Consider the following 18,762-nt stretch of genomic DNA (forward strand, 5'->3'; position numbering starts at 1 on the left):
TAACTCTCACGAAAGTGGGAGTTTTTTGTATGAGGAAGTTTATTACAATATTTTTTAATGCGCTGAGGTCGTTGTCTTTCAAAAAGATAATTGTGGTTTTAGGGATTGGCATTGGTCATCCATTGTTTTCGATTTTATATTTTTATGCAAGTTTTAGAGCTTTTAATATTGCTAAAAAATTGTATCCTAAAACAAGCTCAACTAATGGCGCAGGTAATGCATTTCGACATTCGTTTTGGGTTTGTCTCATTATGATGTATTTCTGTAAAGTGTCTTCTCCCGAAAAATCTTTGAAGTGGTGTCGAAAATTAACCGATTTGCACGAAGATCTTTTCCCGAACGAACCTCTCGAAACCATGATGGACAAACATAATAACGAAATAGGTTTACAATATTTTATGAGCTTATTATCTGGTGTACATCGACAGTTTTTCGAAACAACTTTCTTTATCGATGAGCTTCAAAAGAAAACTAAAGAAGCCGTTATCCTCGAAAATCTAGATCAAAAACTGGACGAACGTTTGGTTTATTTAAGAGAATAACAAGCAATTATTCAGTTTTCGCATCTTAGATTTAATAAAATCTTTTATTTTTACTAAAATTAAAATTAAATGGTACTTAGCCGCATCTGGTCTGCGTTTATCATTATTGCGATAATCGTTGCTGGGATTAAATATACGTCGTCCGACAACTACAAAGAGATTTTTAACGACATGGTTGTTGGGAAAGGTGGCGACACGATAAAAATTTCGAAGCAACCGATAACTGCATTTTCTTCGGAAATCCAAACTAATCTTCAGAAATCACCTGATTTTGAGGTTTCACATATCCATTACAAAAAAGATTCTCTTAATAATGTCAATGTTTATCGTATACAATCGACAGATGGCGTTATTGGCACCAGCGAAACTGCCGTTAATATTTGTTTAAAACTTATTGGGATTATGGCGCTTTTCATGGGTTTTATGAGTATTGCCGAACGTGCTGGAGGTATCAATTTGTTGAGTCGTTTGATACAACCTTTCTTTTCAAAGCTCTTTCCTGAAGTTCCAAAAAATCATCCATCATTTGGACACATGATGCTGAATTTCAGCGCCAATCTTTTAGGTTTAGATAACGCTGCAACACCTTTCGGACTCAAAGCGATGGAAAGTTTACAATCTTTAAATCCTGACAAAGATCGAGCGAGTAATGCACAAATTATGTTCTTGTGTTTACATGCCAGCGGATTGACTTTGATACCAGTTTCCATCATCGCTATTCGATCGTCGATGGGCTCAGAGACACCAACGGATATTTTCTTGCCATGTATGATTGCAACATTTTTTGCAACGATGGCGGCGATGATTATTGTTTCTATTAAACAAAAAATTAACCTTTTCCAGCCTATAGTTTTGGCTTATGTTGGCGGGATTTCGGCAATTATTGCCTTGTTGGTTGTCTATCTTGTGCAACTTAGCAAAGACGAACTGGATGTCTTTTCTAAAGTCTTAAGTAATGGACTTATCTTGTTGATTTTCTTTGCGATAGTGCTTGGTGCGATGTATAAGAAGATTAACATTTTTGATGCATTTATTGACGGTGCGAAAGAAGGTTTTACAACCTGTGTTAAGATTATACCTTATTTGGTTGGAATGCTTATCGCGATTTCGTTGTTAAGAACGAGCGGCGTTTTTGAAGTGATTATCGATGGTATGAAATGGCTTGCACAATCGGCTCACATGGACACAAGATTTGTAGATGGTTTGCCAACAGCTTTGATAAAACCGCTTTCTGGCTCTGGTGCTCGCGGTATGATGGTGGACACCATGACGACTTTTGGAGCAGATAGTTTTGCTGGTCGTTTGTCAGCGATTTTGCAAGGAAGTTCGGACACGACCTTTTATGTAATTGCTGTTTATTTTGGTTCTGTTGCTGTAAAGAATACGCGATACACCGTTGGTGCGATGTTGTTGGCGGATTTGGTTGGCGTTATTACAGCGATTACGTTGGCTTATTTATTTTTTGGTTAAAATATGATTCAGGATAAAGATTTTACACTGCGTTTGATTCGACAATTGACGCAAGCTTTAGAAAAGATTTTGTTGGGAAAACCTGACGAAAGTTTAATGCAAAAGGATTTGGATTTCGACTCGTTGATGAAGGATATTTTTAAATTTGATTTTAAAACTTTATCCGTAATGTCCACTTCTGAGATTATCGATTTGGTGAATGAACGTCAAGATCGTGATCATGTGGATTATTATGAAATGTTGGGGAATGTTTTTCAGTTTCATTTTAATCAAACCGAAAAACTTGACTTTGCCGAAAAAGCAAAAACTTTCTACGAGCTCTATTTGCAGAAAAGCGGTATTTTCGCATTGCCTATTATCAATAGAATTTCTGTTTTAAAATCTAAAATAGAAAACTAAGCATTCCAAAATTCGCGGTCGAGACTTCTGTATTGTATCGCTTCAGAAATATGATGACTTTGGATATTTTCGGATGCTTCAAGGTCGGCAATCGTTCTCGAAACTTTTAAAATTCTGTCAAAAGCTCTTGCTGAAAGGTTGAGTTTTGCCATCGCAAGTTTGATGAGGTTTTGAGAAGTTTCGTCCAACTGACAATGTTTTTCAATTAATTTCGGCGGCATTTGTGCATTGTAATTAATGTTTTCAGTTTCAAATCTTTTGGATTGAATTTCCCTAGCATTCATAACTCGAACACGAATATTTTCACTAAGTTCACCTTTTCGTTTGTCAGACAGTTGTTCAAACTCAACTTTAGGAATTTCTACATGAATGTCGATTCGGTCCAATAAAGGTCCTGAAAGTTTGTTCATATAACGTTGCATCTCAGCAACCGATGAGGTGTTGTTGGGATCGTCTGGAAAATAGCCCGATGGACTCGGATTCATGCTGGCGACCAACATAAAGCTTGCAGGATAGTTAACAGTAAATCGCGCCCTCGAAATAGTGACTTCGCGGTCTTCCAAAGGTTGACGCATCACTTCGAGAACACTTCGTTTGAATTCTGGCATTTCGTCCAAGAACAAAACGCCATTGTGTGCTAAAGATATTTCTCCAGGTTGAGGATTGGTTCCGCCTCCAACTAAAGCGACGTCGGAAATGGTGTGATGCGGAGACCGAAAAGGCCGAATGGTCATTAATGAAGTTTCTGCACCCATTTTTCCCGCCACCGAATGGATTTTCGTAGTTTCTAAAGCTTCTCGTAAAGTTAAAGGCGGAAGAATACTTGGAACACGCTTTGCAAGCATGGTTTTGCCACTTCCGGGCGGACCAATTAGGATAATGTTGTGCCCACCAGCAGCAGCAACTTCAATGGCGCGTTTTGCCATTTCTTGTCCTTTAACTTCAGAAAAGTCAAAAGGAAAATTTGTTATTTTTTCATTAAACTGTTTTCGAGTATCGACAATTGTGGGTTCAATCATTTTTTCTCCATTAAAGAAATCGATGACATCTTTTATATTTTCGACACCAAGAACATCTAGATTATCGACAATTGCTGCTTCTTGTGTATTTTGCATAGGAAGAATAATGCCTTTGAAACCTTCTTCACGCGCTTTGATCGCAATTGGAAGAACGCCTCGTAAAGGTTGTAGACCACCATCCAAAGACAATTCGCCCATGATGATGTAGTTGCTGACATTTTCGCCATTTATCATTCCAGATGCAGCAAGAATCCCAATCGCGATACTCAAATCATAAGCTGAGCCTTCTTTTCTAAGATCTGCTGGCGCCATGTTAATGGTGATTTTCTTTCCTGGAAGTTTGTAGCCAACATTTTTTAACGCCGCCGAAATTCGGTAACTACTTTCTTTAATAGCATTGTCGGGAAGGCCAACAAGATGATAGCCGACGCCTTGGTCAACATTAACTTCGATGGTAATTGTGATGGCAGAAACACCATGAATGGTGCTTCCGTAGATTTTTGTCAGCATTGGTGTTTGTTTTTAATAAAGTTAATAAATTATTTACTCCATAATTAAAATTCATAAAAAAATGCTTTAGAAGTTCTAAAGCATTTAATAATATTTGAAAAGAGTTTTACATAAAGCGTTCTCCTTTTTTTAGATTTTTAAGATCAAGAACATAATCTTTTATTAATTGATCATGATCGCGAGGGCATATTAGCAAAGCTTTGTCGGTATCAACAACAATATAGTTTTTGAGGTTGTCGATAACCACCGCTTTGTTCTGATTTTTCACTCGGATAACATTGCCTTTGGAGTTGTAAGTCAACACGTTTTTAGAATTGATGGCATTGTTATCGTCATTCTTTTGAGCATTAGTATAGACCGAAGTCCACGTCCCAAGATCGCTCCAACCAAGATTAGATGGGATGACATAGACGTTACTAGCTTTCTCTAAAATCCCGTTGTCTATTGATATTTTATTAATTTTAGGATAGATTAAGGCGATACAATCTTTTTCGTTTTTAGCATTGTAATCGCAACTGTCAAAAAGATGATTCATCTCGGGAAGATACTTTTCAAATGAAGAAATAATCGTCTTTGCGCTCCAAATAAATATCCCAGCATTCCAAAGGAAATCGCCAGATTCTAAAAATGTTTTAGCGATTTCTAAATTTGGTTTTTCAGTAAAAGTTTTAACCTTTGCAATTTCCTCCTTATCCTTTTTAATAAACTGAATATAACCATAACCTGTATCAGGACGTGTAGGTGTGATACCCAATGTTACCAGATAATCTTTTTCTTCAATTACACTAAAGGCGTATTCAACTTTTTTGAGAAATGTGATTTCATTTAAAATCAAATGATCTGCGGGTAGAACAATTATCTTAGCTTTTTCATTGATTGCTAAAATCTTTTTTGCCATGTAGATGTTACACGCTGCGGTGTTTTTCATGACAGGTTCACCAACAATATTCTCCTTCGAAATTTTTGGAAGTTGTTGTTCTACAAGCTCGGTATATTCGGCATTGGTGATAACAAAAATGTTTTCGTCAGGAATAATCTGACTTATGCGGTCATAGGTCTGTTGGATCATAGTTCTGCCAACGCCTAAGATATCTTGAAATTGTTTCGGAAATTTTTTTGTGCTCATTGGCCAAAAACGACTTCCGATGCCGCCTGCCATAATAACACAATAATGGTTGTTCATACTTTACACTTTTTGAACTTTTGCTAATGGTTTAAACAAGTATTTTTTAGCATTTGTGGAATTAATGCAAAGATATAGCTTTTTTCTTTTCTCTTCGACTTTGTATGCGTCTTCTCGATACATAAAACGATCGCCAATTTGTAAAGATTCCATGAAAACTTCATCATCTTTTAATTGATCAAAATGAAAATATCTAACCAAATCGGAGCTTGACATAAAGTTAGCCTTTGGACTTTTTGAAAACCTTTTTAAGATTAATTGTAAATCTTGTGGATAGATGTCTAAACTTTCTAAAATCATTTGTGCAAAAGTTGTTTTCCACTCGTTACCGTGAGCGGAAATTCGGCGCCCAAATTTTTCAAAAGCGATAAGATGTGCTAACTCATGTGTTAAAACAAAGAAAAACAAATCAGGCTCAAGCGTCGAATTAATCGTAATTTGATGCGACTGATCTGGCATTTTTCGATAATCACCAAGCTTAGAATTCCGATTGCGTGTAATTTTGATATGTATCGGATAATCCGCAAACCAGATTTTTAAAAAAGATAAAGCATTTTCGGGGAGATAAGATTTTAAAGTTTCAATCGACATAGGTAGATGCAACGGACATTTATCATTATAAAAGTAGACAGTAAAGATAAAAAGAATTTGTAATTTTAAAAATTAAACAAAACACCAATTGTCAGAGAGATTTTTACTTTTTTCACTTTTAATATTTATTCTAAATTCTTGTAATAAAACCGTTGCTGATCTTCCAAAACAACAACCAGATAATCATTTTTACAAAAAAGCTTGGAAGGTTTTTGCAGAAGGGAAGAAGGATAGTACGTTTTATTATCTTAATGCAGCAAAAGATTTGTCCATTCGTGAGAAAGATAGTTTTGCCGCGGCAAAAAGTCTTGTTAACATGGCGATTATCCAAGAAGAAGCGAGCGATAATTATGGAAGTCTAGAGACAAGTTTGGCAGCTCTCGAGTTTTTGAAAGATAAAGACACATCGCATCATGCCTTTCTGGCGAGCAATTATAACAATCTTGGCGTCGTATCTAATAACTTAAAAGATTATGATAATGCGATTAAGTTTTATAAAAAAGCAATTTTATATTCGAGTGATGATGACGAGATTTTAATGCTCAATAATAATTTGGCGAACACTTATTTTAATCAAAAAAAATACGATGACGCATCAAACATTTATCAAAAATTATTAGAAGAAAATAAAATTGAAGATGAAATCTACGCTCGAATTCTCATGAATTCTGCAAGAGCAAAATATTCTTCAGATGTCGATTTTAAACCTAGGAAATATTTTGATAAAGCTTTAAAAATATGCGAGCAAGAGAAGGATGATTGGGGATTAGATGCAGGTTACGCCTATCTTTCAGATTATTATTTAGAGAAGAATAAAGATTCTGCGTTTTATTTTTCGAAGCTAATGTACAATAAAGCAAAAGTCTTGAAGTCGCCGCAAGATCAAATGGAAGCTTTACAGAAAATGATTAAAGTTGGCAGTCCCTCTAATGCGAAATCTTACTTCGAAGAGTTTCACAAGATTGACGATAGTCTGCATGTTGTTAATACAATTGCTAAAAATCAGTTTGCTTTAATTCGTTACGAAAGCGAAAAAAGTAAGCTTGAAAACGAACAACTTAAAATTGAAAATCTAAGTCGGAAATATCAAATTCAACAACAGCAATATGTGGTGGTTGCCTTTATTATTGCATGTTTGGGGACGCTTGGTTTGTTTTATTATAGGTTTAAAAAACGACGATTAAAGCTAAAATTGGAAGCTGAAAATCTTGTGAAAACAAACAAGCTTGTCACTTCCAAAAAAGTTCATGATGTTGTTGCCAACGGACTTTATCGTGTTATGACAGAGATCGAAAACAAGGAAGATATCGATCGTAATAGTATTTTGTACAAGCTGGAAGAGATGTACGAAAGGTCTCGAAATATCTCTTATGACGAAGAAATTATAGATGATAAAAGCTTTCATCAAAAGTTGTCAGAAATGATTCGATCGTTTGATAATGAGAATATTCAGATTTTTATTGTTGGGAATTCAGATGAGATTTGGACTAAATTTAGTAAAGAGTCTCAAAGTCAGATATTTATCGTAATTCAAGAGCTTTTGGTCAACATGCGAAAACACAGTCGTGCGAGTCGTGTGGTTTTAAAATTTGAAAATCAAAACCAACAAGTTTTTATTTCGTACAAAGACAATGGCGTTGGTATGCAAGATAATCAACACAAAAACGGATTGAAAAATACGGTTAACCGTATTTTTGTAATGCAAGGAAAAATTATTTTTGAAAGCTCAAATGGTGACGGATTAAAAATTAATATCGAAATTCCACATCAATCCTAAATCCTATACATGCTAAAACGAGTTTTAATAGCTGAAGATTTTGAATCGACCAATTTTTCATTACAAAAAATGTTGGAAGAATTTGGTATACCTAATGTTGATTTTGTGTATTATTGCGATGATGCACTTTCTAAAATTAGAATAGCAATTGAAGAAAACCAAGCTTATGATCTCTTAATAACAGACCTTAATTTTGAAGAAGATCATTATGTTCAAACCTTAAAAGACGGTGAAGATTTGATAAAAGCCGCGAAAAAATTGCAACCAGAACTTAAGGTTTTAGTTTTTTCAGCTAATGATAAATCTGGCGTCGTGGATCGATTGGTGAAGAATTATAATATTAATGCGTTTGTTAGAAAAGCAAGATCCGACTCAAAAAACCTGAAACATGCTTTAGAAGCCATCCAAAATGATGAAAAATTCTTTTCGGAAGATGTGAAAAATTCTGTGAGAAAACTCAATACTTTTGAATTCAGCAACTATGACATCAGCGTGATTGATCTTTTAGCAAAAGGAATTAAAGTCAAAGAAATCCCAGTCTATTTGGAAGAAAAACAGCTAAAACCTTTTGGGTTAAGTAGCGTTGAAAAAAGAATTAGTCTTTTAAAAGATTCATTAAATCTTCCTAATAATGCGCAATTGGTTGCTTTTTGCAAAGATTTAGGAATTATTTAAAAATAAAACCTCATTTTACGGTTTACCGTATTTTTTATCACTTAAAGTCTTGTAGTTTTGCTTTCAAGAAACAGAGTAATTTGTTTCTGACCAAAAACACACATTAAAATACACACACACTTTACATTTTTTGCGAAGAGGCCTATTTCGAAAGAATTAGACCTCTTTTTTTATCGTTAAATACGATACATTTCTGTGTGCGGAAGATTGTCTTCTAGATATTTTTTATCAGTTGGGATAAAACCAAAATCACCATAAAATTTTATCAAATAATCTTGTGCCGATATTCTGATATTAGATGTTTTGTAACGTGTTTCGATGCAGCTAATCGCATAAGTTATTAATGTGCGACCAAGCTTTAGACCACGATATTCTGGATGTGTTAAGACGCGTCCAATGCTGGTTTCGTCATATTTTATTCCTTTATCAAACACGCGACAATAAGCAACGACTTTGCCGTCGAGTTCTGCCCAAACGTGCAAAGCTTTTTGGTCTGTATCGTCGGTGTCTAGATAATAAGTTTCTTGTTCGACAATAAAAACCTCTTGTCTAACTTTCAGGATTGCATAAAGCTCATCTCTTGTAATCTCATCAAATGCTTTAATTTTCCAAAGTATCATTAGTCGAAACGGATTTTATTTTTTTGTAAATATTGGTTGGTTTGCTCGATATATTTTAGGATTTCGTCGCCGCCTTGTTTTTTTTCAGCAGATGTAATATACATTTGTGGCGCTTCTTCCCAAGTTTTAAGAAGTTCGGTTTCGTAGGTGTCAACATTACGTTGTGCGCCTCCAGGCTTTAGTTTGTCTGCTTTTGTAAACACTATCGAAAACGGAATACCACTTTCGCCGCACCATTGCATAAATTCTAGATCGATCTTTTGTGGCGTGTGACGTACGTCTACCAGTACAAAAAGATTCACCAGATTTTTACGGTTAAGAATATAATTGGTAATAAGTTTTTCGAAATCTTTTCTCGTGCTTTTCGACACTCTTGCGTAACCATATCCCGGAAGATCGGTTAGATACCATTCTTCATTAATAAGAAAGTGGTTAATAAGTTGGGTTTTACCAGGCGTTTGAGATGTTTTTGCAAGATCTTTATGATTCATCATCGCATTAATAAGTGACGATTTTCCAACATTTGATCTTCCAATAAAAGCATATTCTGGAATTGTAGCATCTGGACACTCTTGCCATTTTCCGCTACTTTTTACAAATTCCGCTGTTTTGATTAGCATAATCTATTAATTAAAAACCATTAAGATTTAGCGTTCTTAATGGTTTGTTATTATTTGTTTTACATGACTTTTTGTAACCAAGCGTAAAGAATCTCGTTGAATTCTTTTGGCTTTTCCATCATGGCTGCGTGACCGCATTTCTCAATCCAATGTAACTCTGAGTTGGGGATAAATTTGTGCATATCTTCCGCAACATCTGGTGGCGTAACATTATCTTGTTTTCCCCAAATAAGACAAGTTGGACAAGTTATTTTTGGAAGGTCATTCAACATATTGTGTTTGATGGCGCTTCTTGCCAGCATCACAGTTTTGATGCCTTTCATACGATCGTTAACCACACCAAAAACTTCGTCAACCAATTCGTCAGTCGCAATATTAGGATCGTAAAAAACCTCTTCGGTTTTCTTTCTTATATAGTCTTTATCGCTTTTTCTAGGGAAACTATCACCGAATGTCCTTTCGTACAATCCAGAACTTCCTGTTAACACTAGGTTTTTCACCAAATCTGGTCTAGCCAATGTTAGGATAAGTCCAACATGACCGCCCATGGAGTTTCCTACGATAGTTACAGGTTCTTTTATTTCTTGATCTTCGATAAATTTAATAACAAATTTTGCGATGGTCGTAAGATTTGTGTTAAGAACGGGTAAGTCGTATATCGGTAATTCAGGTACAAAAACGTGGTAACCTCTATCTGAGAAGAAGTTAATCGTGTCCTCAAAATTGCTAAGACCACCCATTAATCCGTGTAAAAGAATCATTGGATGACCGCTACCAGCTTCGATGTAATTGAATTTTTTATTTTTCTTTTTGAATATCATAAAAGTGCTTCGCAAATAAGCTTTGCAAAAATACAAATAAAAGACAAAATTTTCTTTTAATACTGTCTTATTTCAAAAATATTAAAAAAGTTTAACGAAAAAAATCGATTAAGTCTATTTTTTATCAAATTATTAATGGATTTGTAAAAAAGCTTGGTTTTATCGTAGTTTGAAGATTGTTTTTGTTATAAAGTGTTTAAAATCAAACTTTTAAATAAGTGATAAAAGCTGTTAAAAGTTATAAACATTAAGTAAAATTGTGGAGCAAAGTGGGAGAAAGTGGAAAAAAATTATATAAATTTGTCCCAAATGAATCATTTCATCGGAACATACGAGTGTAAAATTGATGACAAAGGCCGCATCAAACTTCCTTCTTCGCTGGCGAAGCAGTTGGAAGTCTTTGGTGATCAGACGCTTATTGTTAAGCGCTCTGTGTTCAACGATTGTCTTGAAGTGTATCCTCAAAAAAACTGGGAACCTGTTATGAAACAAGTGAACAGTCTCAACAGATTTGTTAAGAAAAATGTTGAGTTTATCCGAATTTTCACAGCGGGTGTTAAAGTTGTCGAGCTTGACTCCAGCTCAAGGTTGCAAATTTCTAAAGATCTTGCGGTTTTTGCAAATCTTACGAAAGATATTGTGATTGCGAGTGCTGGCGAATTGTTCGAGGTTTGGGATAAGGAAGCTTATGAAGCAATCATTAATGCTGGCGCTGCAGATTTTGCAAACTTGGCAGAAGAAGTGATGGGAAATAATAATAATGACGATGTATCATAATCCTGTATTGTTAAAAGATAGTGTAGATGCTTTGGTGACTAATCCAGATGGTATCTATGTGGATTGCACTTTTGGTGGCGGTGGGCATTCTCGTGAGATTTTGTCAAGATTGTCTCCAGAAGGACGTTTGTTTTCTTTTGATCAAGATACGGATGCGTTAAAAAATGCTTTGGATGATTCTCGTTTTACATTAATTAATCAGAATTTCAGATTTCTAGAAAATTCGATGTTAATGTATGGCGTTCCTCAGGTTGACGGGATTTTAGCTGATTTGGGCGTTTCGTCACATCAGTTTGATGAGGCGGATCGTGGGTTTTCGATTCGTAGCAATGCGCCTTTGGATATGCGAATGAATGTGATGCAAGCTCTTGATGCTAAGAAAGTCATTAACGAATATGAAGAAGAGCAACTTGCTGATATTTTTTATTATTATGGAGAATTGCGTGAAGCGAGAAAGTTGGCGCGCCAAATTGTCCACCATCGTAAGAACAAATTAATTGAAACAACGCAGGATCTGAAAGATATTTTCAGTTATATCCCATCGCATAAGAGCAACAAATTTTTTGCACAAGTCTTCCAAGCGGTAAGAATTGAAGTGAATCAGGAGTTGGATGTGTTGAAGGAAATGTTGCTTCAATCGTATAAAATTCTAAAACCAGAAGGTCGTTTGGTGGTGATTTCTTACCATTCTTTAGAAGATCGTTTGGTGAAAAGATTTTTGAAAAACGGAATGTTCGAAGGAGAGCCAGAACGTGATATATATGGAAATTTTAAAAAGTCATTTGACTTGATAAAAACCAAAGCCATTATTCCTGATGATAAGGAGATTGAAGAAAATTCTCGTGCTAGAAGTGCGAAAATGAGAATAGGAAGTAAAATTTAATAAAGAGAAAATAAAAATTGGCTAGAAGAAACCTTAATCGTCCAAAGAAAAAATTAACCGTGATGGACATCATCAAGGGGAATTTTCTTAATCGTGATGAGGTTACAGTTCATTACAAATATTTTTTGATGGTGTTCGGATTGTTAATGGTGATGATCTACAGCAACCACTTAGTTGGTAAAAAAATCGAACGCGTTAACGAATTAAAAGAAGAAACGGAAGAATATAAATCTCGAAATGCCTACGCGCAAAGTAGATTGATCAAGATAAAATTAGAATCAGAATTAGGGAAAGAAATGTTGACCGACTCGCTAATGACCTTAGAAAGTCACCCGATGAAACTCCTTATAAAACTAGATAGCACAAATGTCAAAACAAAACAATGATTACGAAAAGAAGCGTTCCAAAGCGTTGAGATGGGGCTACCTTTTTGCATTGGTAGCTTTTGGTCTCTTTACGATATTTTTGGTTCGTATTCTTATTTTACAAAATACAAATGTTGAGGAGTTTCAGAATAACTATATCAACAAAAATTACCGCGAAGCAACACTGAAAGCAGCTCGTGGAAATCTTTATGCAGCCGATGGTTCTATCTTGGCAACAACGGTGATGCGTTACGATATCTATTTGGATTTCAAAACGATGCGCGATACGATTTATCAAAATAACATTGGCGAATTGACAGATTCTTTGAGCTTAATGTTTGATAAACCAAGAAGTTATTTCCGTGCAAAATTTGACGAGCAGAAGAAGAAGAAAAATCAATATTATTCTTTAGTAAAAGGCCTTGACTTTGATGAATACGATAGAATTCGCAATTTTCCAATTTTTAAAAAGGGGAAAAACAAAGGTGGTTTTATCGTTGACCGAAATTATAAAAGAGAACTTGCAACAACGCAAATCGGAGCTGGTACAATCGGTGCTGACAACGAAAATGGAAAGTCTGGACTAGAAGGTGCTTTTAGTAAATATTTGACTGGTACAGACGGAAAACGTTTGGAGCAAAGAATCAACGCATCACAGTGGAAACCAATTGATTATTGGAAAGTTCAAGAGCCAGTTGATGGCGAAGATGTGTACACAACTTTAGATTTAAGAATTCAAGATATTGCACACACAGCATTAGAAAATCAGTTGATTAATTTCGATGCGGATCATGGTTGTGTTGTCGTTATGGAAACCCAAACTGGTAAAGTTCGTGCGATGGTTAATCTTCGTAGAACAGAACCCGGGATTTATGTAGATGCCTATAATTTTGCTGTAAAAGATGCGCAAGAGCCCGGATCTATTATCAAAACAATGTCAATTTTGGCGGCGATGGATGACGGATTTGTGGATGAAAATACCAAAGTTAATATCGGAAGCGGTAGTTGGACTTACGCTGGACAGTTAATTACAGACGGTCACGGCGGTGGAACTTATGATGTTAGTGATGTTTTAGCAAAATCGAGTAACGTAGGTGCTGCTAAAATTATTACTTCGCATTACGCTGACAAACCAGAAGTATTTTTGGATCATTGGAGAAGATGGAAAATGTTTGATAAAATGGACATCGAACTTCCTGGTATTGCAAAACCTTCCATCCAAACACCTAAAAGTAAACGTTGGAACAAAGCGACTTTAGCGTCATTGTCTTATGGTTATTCATCAAGTTTTAGCTTGTTGCAATTGACAACTTTTTACAATGGTGTTGCGAATCATGGCAAAATGGTGAAACCGCTTTTCATTGATAAAGTAATGAAAGACGGAAAAGTGTTGTACGAAGCAAAACCTGAAGTTTTGGTCAACAAAATGGCATCTGATAAAGCTATTAAAATGATGACCGATGCGCTGACAAAAGCCGTAGAAAAAGGAACTGCGAAAAGTATCTATACACCGAATCTTAAAATTGCTGGTAAAACTGGTACGGCAAGATTCGAATATTGGAAGCCAGGACCTAGAAAGTATCAAGCATCATTTGCTGGGTTTTATCCATCGGACAATCCAAAATATACATGTATCGTCATGATTAATCAGCCAGATACATCGAAAGGATTTTATGGAGGTTCGGTTTCGGCGCCAGTTTTTAAAGAAATTGCTGGTAAAACATTTTTGAAAACGCCTCTTAACGTCGAAAAAGAATTGTTGGTAGAGCATCCAGTGAAACTTGACAAAATGATTGAGCCAAATCGTAAAGTCTCTGTAGAAAATCGTCAAATGCCGAATGTTGTTGGGATGATTGGGAAGAATGCAATTCCACAATTGGAGAATTTAGGCTATCGCGTTGACTTCAAAGGTGTTGGTAAAATCATGGAGCAATTTCCGTCTGCGGGAGCAACAATTGGTAAAAATCAAAGAATATATCTGACTTTACAGAAATAACGAATTGAAAATGAATTTAGAAAAATTATTAGCAAACATCACGGTTTTAGAAACTAAAGGAACTTTGGATAAAGAGGTTTCTGTGTTGGTTTTCGATAGTAGAAAAGCTGTTGAAAATGCTTTGTATGTTGCTATTAAAGGTGTGGTTGCAGATGGACATTCATTTATTAATTCAGCGATTGAGAAAGGTGCGACGATTGTTGTTTGCGAAGTTTTACCAGAAACGATTAATGAAGAAGCTACTTATATTTTAGTAAAAGATTCGTCAAAAGTTTTAGGTCATTTAGCTTCAAATTTTTATGATAATCCTTCAAAAAAAATAAACTTAGTCGGTGTTACTGGCACCAACGGAAAAACTTCTGTAACGACTTTGTTATTTGATATTTTTAAAAATTTAGGTTATCCATCAGCACTTATTTCGACGGTGGAATATCGTATTGCCGATGAGGTCATCCCAAGTACACATACAACGCCAGATGTTATTCGCCTTAACGAAATGTTGGCGAAAGCGGTTGACAAAGGCTGCGAATATGCTTTTATGGAAGTAAGTTCTCACGGCATTACGCAAGATCGCATTGAAGGTCTGCATTTTAAAATTGCAGGTTTCACGAATATCACGAGAGATCATTTAGATTATCATAAAACTTTCGAGAATTATATTCAAGCCAAAAAGAGATTTTTTGATGAGTTAGAAGTTGGCGCCATTGCAATTACCAATGCTGATGACAAAAACGGAAGCGTGATGTTGCAAAATACCAAAGCAACTAAAAAGTCTTTCGCCATGAAGACGATGGCAGATTTCCACGGAAAATTGTTGGAAGTGGATTTCAACGGGATGCTTTTAAATTTTAATGGAAAAGAATTTTGGACGACTTTGACAGGGAAGTTCAACGTTTATAATTTGCTTTTAGCTTTTGGGATTGCGACAGAATTAGGAATGCAAGAAGATGAAATTTTACAAGCAATTTCAAAACTTCATCGGGTTAATGGTCGTTTCGAAACGATGAAATCAGACGGCGGAATTTTCTTTGTTGTTGATTACGCGCACACGCCCGATGCTTTAGAAAAAATTTTGGACAGCATTAACGAAATCCGAACTAAAAACGAGAGACTGATTTGTGTTTTTGGTTGCGGTGGCGACAGAGATCATGGCAAACGTCCTCAAATGGGGAAAATTGCAACACAGAAAGCGACTTTAGCAATTATCACGTCGGACAATCCAAGAACGGAAGATCCGAGCTCGATTATCAAAGAAATTGAAGCTGGTGTTGAGCCTCAGAATTTTAATAAATATGTTTCAATACCTGATCGTAAAGAAGCCATTAAAATGGCTATCAAGTTCTCAGAGCCAAAAGACATTATTTTGGTGGCGGGTAAAGGTCACGAAACTTATCAAGAAATAAATGGTGTTAAACATCATTTCGATGACAAAGAAGTCATCACAGAACTTTATAAATTAATGAGTAAGTAGAATTAAAAGATTTAAGAATTTAATTATTTAAAAACTATCAGATGACAAAAAATTTTGAAGAGTTTCCAGTTTATCAAAAGAGCTTGGACTTAGTTCAAAAGATTTTTGAATATGTTAAAAACGATAGTTTTAAAAATGAATTTGAATTCGTAAATCAAATAAAAAGGGCTGGAATATCGGTAGCAAATAATATCGCTGAAGGTTCAGAATATAATAGCAATAGACAATTCATTCGCTTTCTGAAGATATCTAAAGGAAGTTGTGGAGAAGTAAGAAATATGATTTTTATAAGTAAAAAAGTGGGACTTGATGATGAGAATATTGGAGACGAAATCTTAGTATTATCAAAAGAAGTATCTTCTAATTTATCAAATTTTATAAAATATCTAAGTCAAAATATAGAAAAGAGAAATCTTTAAATTTTTAATTATTTAATCTTTAAATCAAGAAAATGTTATACTATCTAAACGAATATCTCATCAGCCATGGCATCCATATTCCGGGGATGAACTTGTTTCGATACATTTCGTTTCGAGCGGCGATGGCTGTGTTGTTTTCACTGATTATTGCTTTAGCATACGGTAAAAAAATTATCAATTATCTCCGTCAAAAACAAATGGGTGAGTTGGTGAGAGATTTGGGTTTAGCAGGTCAAAAACAAAAAGAAGGAACGCCAACAATGGGTGGTATCATCATTATTGTGGCGACGATTATTCCGGTGTTGTTGTTCACGAGGATTACAAATGTATACATCGTTTTGTTGATTGTATCGGTGTTTTGGATGGGCGCAATTGGATTTTTGGACGATTATTTAAAAAAGATTAAAAAAAATAAAGACGGATTAAAAGGAAAATTCAAAGTTATTGGACAAGTTGGTTTAGGCTTAATTGTCGGAGTAACAATGTATTTCCATCCAGATATCGAGGTTAAAAGAAAATATTCTGACGCTAAAGTTGTCAACCGTAACAATGTTGAGAAAAACTTTATGCCAGAAGAAAGAATTCCAGTTTCGACTGTTCCGTTTACAAAAAATAACGAATTCGACTACAGCGGAATTTTGTTTTGGATGAGTCCAGACGAGGCGCATGAGTGGTCTTGGATTGTGTTTATCCCGATTGTTATTTTCATCGTAACGGCGGTGTCTAACGGCGCTAACATCACCGACGGAATCGACGGGCTTGCGGCCGGAACCAGTGTCGTCATATTATTGACTTTGGCGTTTTTTGCGTACTTGTCGGGTAACATCATTTTTGCAGATTATCTCAACATTATGTTCCTCCCGAATATGGGTGAAACCACGATTTTTGCTCTCGCATTGGTCGGTGCAGTGATCGGATTTTTCTGGTACAATACTTATCCAGCACAAGTATTCATGGGAGATACAGGAAGTTTAATGTTGGGCGGTGTGATTGCAGTTTTAGCAATTATTTTAAGAAAAGAATTACTAATCCCTGTGCTTTGCGGAATTTTCTTGGTAGAAAACCTTTCAGTGATGTTGCAGGTTGTGGTATTTAAATATAGAAAAAGAAAATACGGTTTAGAATACGCTCAGAATAACCGTCTGTTTTTGATGTCGCCTTTGCACCATCATTATCAGAAAAAAGGTTACCACGAGAGCAAAATTGTAAACAGAGCAATTATTTTGGGAATGTTATTGGCGATTATTTGCTTAATAACACTCAAAACTAGATAACAAATCTTGAGTATGAAAGTAGTTATTTTAGGAGGTGGCGAAAGTGGCGTTGGTGCTGCATTTTTAGCAAAGAAGAAAGGATTCGATGTTTTTCTTTCGGATATGGGCGAGATTCGTGACAACTACAAAAACGAGTTAAAAGACTTAGGCGTTGACTTCGAAGAAGGTCAGCATACGGAAGAACGCATTCTTTCGGCGGATTGGGTAATCAAAAGTCCTGGAATTCCGAAAAAGGCGGACATCGTTTTTAAAATCAAAAACCAAGGCATTAGATTGTCTTCGGAGATAGAATTTGCTTCAGAATTTACTGATGCTAAAATCGTTGCGATTACTGGTAGTAATGGGAAAACTACGACGACTTCTTTAATTTATCATATTTTAAAAGAGGACGGTTTTAATGTAGGTTTGGGCGGTAACATCGGAAAAAGCTTTGCAAAACAAGTCGCGGAAGAAAGTTTCGATTATTATGTTTTGGAAGTTTCTAGTTTTCAGTTGGATGATATTCAAACATTTAGACCATATATTTCATTGTTATTGAATTTGTCAAAAGATCATCTTGACCAGTACAATTACGATTATGAAGAATATGCTTTAGCGAAATTCAGAATTACCGAAAACCAAGATCAGCAAAACTTTTTCATCTACAATAAAGATGACGAAATGAGCCAAAAGATTCTTGAAAAGCTTGATCTTAAAGTTAATAAAGTGCCTTTCTCGATGTCAGAAAAGTTAGATTATGGTGCTTATGCGACGGATTCTAATATTTTCGTGAATGTTGAAGAGCAGCATTTCGAAATGAAAATTGAAGAGCTTTCTTTGATGGGAAAACACAATGTTGCCAACAGTCTAGCTGCAAGTATCGCTGGTAAATTATTGAATATCAGTAATGAAAGTATTCGTAATTCGTTAATGACTTTCCAAGCGGTTGAGCATAGATTGGAGAATGTTGCTGAAGTTCATGGTGTCAGATACATTAACGATAGCAAGGCGACCAATGTTAATGCGACTTATTTCGCTTTAGAAAGTATGAAGCAGCCGACGATTTGGATTGTTGGCGGAAAAGATAAAGGCAACGATTACACCGAAATTGAAGAATTGGTGAAGAAAAAAGTGAAAGCTATTGTTTGTCTAGGTGTTGACAATCAGAAGATTATAGACTTTTTTAAAAATGATAAAGAACAAATCTACGACACATCGAGTATGGAAGATGCGGTTAAAATTTGTTCGCAATTAGCAGAAGAAGGTGATACGGTTTTGTTGTCTCCTTGTTGTGCAAGTTTTGATTTGTTCAATGGTTATGAAGATCGTGGGAACAAATTCAAAGCGGAAGTTTTGAAATTAATTAAGTAA

At 35.4% G+C, this 18,762-nt stretch carries 19 protein-coding genes; 13 read left to right on the forward strand and 6 right to left on the reverse strand.

The genetic code is table 11. From position 1 onward, the window contains the following. Positions 1-29: 29 nt before the first annotated feature. The 3 genes from B5X62_RS11630 to B5X62_RS11640 all read left to right on the forward strand — a co-directional run bounded on the left by B5X62_RS11630 (position 30) and on the right by B5X62_RS11640 (position 2,411). The gene (locus B5X62_RS11630; protein ID WP_079667597.1) at positions 30-542 is read left to right on the forward strand and encodes a DUF6973 domain-containing protein; all 513 of its coding nucleotides are present in this window, start codon (positions 30-32) and stop codon (positions 540-542) included. Between the two features lie 69 nt (positions 543-611). After that, positions 612-2,012, forward strand: a complete 1,401-nt coding sequence (locus tag B5X62_RS11635; protein ID WP_079667598.1) for a nucleoside recognition domain-containing protein — start codon at positions 612-614, stop codon at positions 2,010-2,012. Between the two features lie 3 nt (positions 2,013-2,015). Beyond that, positions 2,016-2,411: a hypothetical protein gene (locus B5X62_RS11640; protein ID WP_079667599.1), complete on the forward strand. Its 396-nt coding sequence runs from the start codon at positions 2,016-2,018 to the stop codon at positions 2,409-2,411. Here B5X62_RS11640 and B5X62_RS11645 read toward each other — a convergent pair. The 3 genes from B5X62_RS11645 to B5X62_RS11655 all read right to left on the reverse strand — a co-directional run bounded on the left by B5X62_RS11645 (position 2,408) and on the right by B5X62_RS11655 (position 5,714). Further along, positions 2,408-3,940, reverse strand: a complete 1,533-nt coding sequence (locus B5X62_RS11645) for a YifB family Mg chelatase-like AAA ATPase (RefSeq protein ID WP_079667600.1) — start codon at positions 3,938-3,940, stop codon at positions 2,408-2,410. The genes B5X62_RS11640 and B5X62_RS11645 overlap by 4 nt on opposite strands. Before the next feature lie 106 nt (positions 3,941-4,046). Then, positions 4,047-5,123 (reverse strand): mannose-1-phosphate guanylyltransferase, encoded by a 1,077-nt coding sequence (locus B5X62_RS11650; protein ID WP_245797190.1) that lies wholly within the window; start codon positions 5,121-5,123, stop codon positions 4,047-4,049. A 3-nt stretch (positions 5,124-5,126) separates the two neighbouring features. Continuing rightward, positions 5,127-5,714, reverse strand: a complete 588-nt coding sequence (locus B5X62_RS11655) for a SprT-like domain-containing protein (protein ID WP_185116718.1) — start codon at positions 5,712-5,714, stop codon at positions 5,127-5,129. A gap of 88 nt (positions 5,715-5,802) precedes the next feature. On the opposite strand from B5X62_RS11655, the gene B5X62_RS11660 reads away from it, so the two are divergent. Both B5X62_RS11660 and B5X62_RS11665 read left to right on the forward strand, forming a co-directional pair. Then, positions 5,803-7,491, forward strand: a complete 1,689-nt coding sequence (locus B5X62_RS11660) for an ATP-binding protein (protein WP_079667601.1) — start codon at positions 5,803-5,805, stop codon at positions 7,489-7,491. A 9-nt stretch (positions 7,492-7,500) separates the two neighbouring features. After that, on the forward strand, positions 7,501-8,166 hold the full coding sequence (locus B5X62_RS11665) for a response regulator (RefSeq protein ID WP_079667602.1): 666 nt from the start codon (positions 7,501-7,503) through the stop codon (positions 8,164-8,166). Positions 8,167-8,342: 176 nt separating this feature from the next. On the opposite strand, the gene B5X62_RS11670 is transcribed toward B5X62_RS11665, so the two are convergent. The 3 genes from B5X62_RS11670 to B5X62_RS11680 are packed head-to-tail and all read right to left on the reverse strand — an operon-like array spanning position 8,343 to position 10,227. After that, positions 8,343-8,786, reverse strand: coding sequence for a GNAT family N-acetyltransferase (locus B5X62_RS11670; protein WP_079667603.1), 444 nt, complete (start codon positions 8,784-8,786; stop codon positions 8,343-8,345). Continuing rightward, positions 8,786-9,406 carry a ribosome biogenesis GTP-binding protein YihA/YsxC gene (gene yihA, locus B5X62_RS11675; protein ID WP_079667604.1) on the reverse strand — a complete coding sequence of 207 codons (621 nt, stop codon included), beginning with the start codon at positions 9,404-9,406 and terminating at the stop codon, positions 8,786-8,788. The genes B5X62_RS11670 and yihA overlap by 1 nt, the downstream gene beginning before the upstream one ends. Before the next feature lie 59 nt (positions 9,407-9,465). After that, positions 9,466-10,227 (reverse strand): alpha/beta fold hydrolase, encoded by a 762-nt coding sequence (locus B5X62_RS11680; RefSeq protein ID WP_079667605.1) that lies wholly within the window; start codon positions 10,225-10,227, stop codon positions 9,466-9,468. A 309-nt stretch (positions 10,228-10,536) separates the two neighbouring features. Here B5X62_RS11680 and B5X62_RS11685 point away from each other — a divergent pair, with 309 nt between their 5' ends. The 8 genes from B5X62_RS11685 to murD all read left to right on the forward strand — a co-directional run bounded on the left by B5X62_RS11685 (position 10,537) and on the right by murD (position 18,762). Beyond that, positions 10,537-11,004, forward strand: coding sequence for a division/cell wall cluster transcriptional repressor MraZ (locus B5X62_RS11685; RefSeq protein ID WP_079667606.1), 468 nt, complete (start codon positions 10,537-10,539; stop codon positions 11,002-11,004). Continuing rightward, entirely contained in the window at positions 10,994-11,887 is an 894-nt protein-coding gene (rsmH, locus tag B5X62_RS11690) for a 16S rRNA (cytosine(1402)-N(4))-methyltransferase RsmH (RefSeq protein ID WP_079667629.1), read from the forward strand. Before B5X62_RS11685 ends, rsmH begins: the two co-directional genes overlap by 11 nt. A gap of 62 nt (positions 11,888-11,949) precedes the next feature. Further along, the gene (locus B5X62_RS11695) at positions 11,950-12,273 is read left to right on the forward strand and encodes an FtsL-like putative cell division protein (RefSeq protein WP_394333308.1); all 324 of its coding nucleotides are present in this window, start codon (positions 11,950-11,952) and stop codon (positions 12,271-12,273) included. Beyond that, on the forward strand, positions 12,254-14,248 hold the full coding sequence (locus tag B5X62_RS11700; RefSeq protein WP_079667608.1) for a penicillin-binding transpeptidase domain-containing protein: 1,995 nt from the start codon (positions 12,254-12,256) through the stop codon (positions 14,246-14,248). The genes B5X62_RS11695 and B5X62_RS11700 overlap by 20 nt, the downstream gene beginning before the upstream one ends. A gap of 10 nt (positions 14,249-14,258) precedes the next feature. After that, complete coding sequence (locus B5X62_RS11705) at positions 14,259-15,719, forward strand: UDP-N-acetylmuramoyl-L-alanyl-D-glutamate--2,6-diaminopimelate ligase (protein WP_079667609.1); 1,461 nt, start codon at positions 14,259-14,261, stop codon at positions 15,717-15,719. A 41-nt stretch (positions 15,720-15,760) separates the two neighbouring features. After that, positions 15,761-16,138 (forward strand): four helix bundle protein, encoded by a 378-nt coding sequence (locus tag B5X62_RS11710; protein ID WP_079667610.1) that lies wholly within the window; start codon positions 15,761-15,763, stop codon positions 16,136-16,138. A gap of 32 nt (positions 16,139-16,170) precedes the next feature. Further along, entirely contained in the window at positions 16,171-17,412 is a 1,242-nt protein-coding gene (mraY, locus tag B5X62_RS11715) for a phospho-N-acetylmuramoyl-pentapeptide-transferase (protein ID WP_079667611.1), read from the forward strand. Positions 17,413-17,424: 12 nt separating this feature from the next. Then, complete coding sequence (gene murD, locus B5X62_RS11720; protein WP_079667630.1) at positions 17,425-18,762, forward strand: UDP-N-acetylmuramoyl-L-alanine--D-glutamate ligase; 1,338 nt, start codon at positions 17,425-17,427, stop codon at positions 18,760-18,762.

It is taken from the genome of Soonwooa buanensis (assembly GCF_900167905.1).
GTDB classification, from domain to species: domain Bacteria; phylum Bacteroidota; class Bacteroidia; order Flavobacteriales; family Weeksellaceae; genus Soonwooa; species Soonwooa buanensis.

What these genes read in the sequence shown, in the direction of transcription:
- B5X62_RS11640 (WP_079667599.1), top strand. Translation starts at nt 2,016, where the DNA reads ATGATTCAGGATAAAGATTTTACACTGCGTTTGATTCGACAATTGACG.
- B5X62_RS11685 (WP_079667606.1), top strand. Translation starts at nt 10,537, where the DNA reads ATGAATCATTTCATCGGAACATACGAGTGTAAAATTGATGACAAAGGC.
- B5X62_RS11695 (WP_394333308.1), top strand. Translation starts at nt 11,950, where the DNA reads ATGGACATCATCAAGGGGAATTTTCTTAATCGTGATGAGGTTACAGTT.
- B5X62_RS11705 (WP_079667609.1), top strand. Translation starts at nt 14,259, where the DNA reads ATGAATTTAGAAAAATTATTAGCAAACATCACGGTTTTAGAAACTAAA.
- B5X62_RS11665 (WP_079667602.1), top strand. Translation starts at nt 7,501, where the DNA reads ATGCTAAAACGAGTTTTAATAGCTGAAGATTTTGAATCGACCAATTTT.
- murD (WP_079667630.1), top strand. Translation starts at nt 17,425, where the DNA reads ATGAAAGTAGTTATTTTAGGAGGTGGCGAAAGTGGCGTTGGTGCTGCA.
- B5X62_RS11710 (WP_079667610.1), top strand. Translation starts at nt 15,761, where the DNA reads ATGACAAAAAATTTTGAAGAGTTTCCAGTTTATCAAAAGAGCTTGGAC.
- mraY (WP_079667611.1), top strand. Translation starts at nt 16,171, where the DNA reads ATGTTATACTATCTAAACGAATATCTCATCAGCCATGGCATCCATATT.
- B5X62_RS11635 (WP_079667598.1), top strand. Translation starts at nt 612, where the DNA reads ATGGTACTTAGCCGCATCTGGTCTGCGTTTATCATTATTGCGATAATC.
- B5X62_RS11630 (WP_079667597.1), top strand. Translation starts at nt 30, where the DNA reads ATGAGGAAGTTTATTACAATATTTTTTAATGCGCTGAGGTCGTTGTCT.
- B5X62_RS11700 (WP_079667608.1), top strand. Translation starts at nt 12,254, where the DNA reads ATGTCAAAACAAAACAATGATTACGAAAAGAAGCGTTCCAAAGCGTTG.
- B5X62_RS11680 (WP_079667605.1), bottom strand. Translation starts at nt 10,227, where the DNA reads ATGATATTCAAAAAGAAAAATAAAAAATTCAATTACATCGAAGCTGGT.
- B5X62_RS11645 (WP_079667600.1), bottom strand. Translation starts at nt 3,940, where the DNA reads ATGCTGACAAAAATCTACGGAAGCACCATTCATGGTGTTTCTGCCATC.
- B5X62_RS11650 (WP_245797190.1), bottom strand. Translation starts at nt 5,123, where the DNA reads ATGAACAACCATTATTGTGTTATTATGGCAGGCGGCATCGGAAGTCGT.
- B5X62_RS11670 (WP_079667603.1), bottom strand. Translation starts at nt 8,786, where the DNA reads ATGATACTTTGGAAAATTAAAGCATTTGATGAGATTACAAGAGATGAG.
- yihA (WP_079667604.1), bottom strand. Translation starts at nt 9,406, where the DNA reads ATGCTAATCAAAACAGCGGAATTTGTAAAAAGTAGCGGAAAATGGCAA.
- rsmH (WP_079667629.1), top strand. Translation starts at nt 10,994, where the DNA reads ATGTATCATAATCCTGTATTGTTAAAAGATAGTGTAGATGCTTTGGTG.
- B5X62_RS11655 (WP_185116718.1), bottom strand. Translation starts at nt 5,714, where the DNA reads ATGTCGATTGAAACTTTAAAATCTTATCTCCCCGAAAATGCTTTATCT.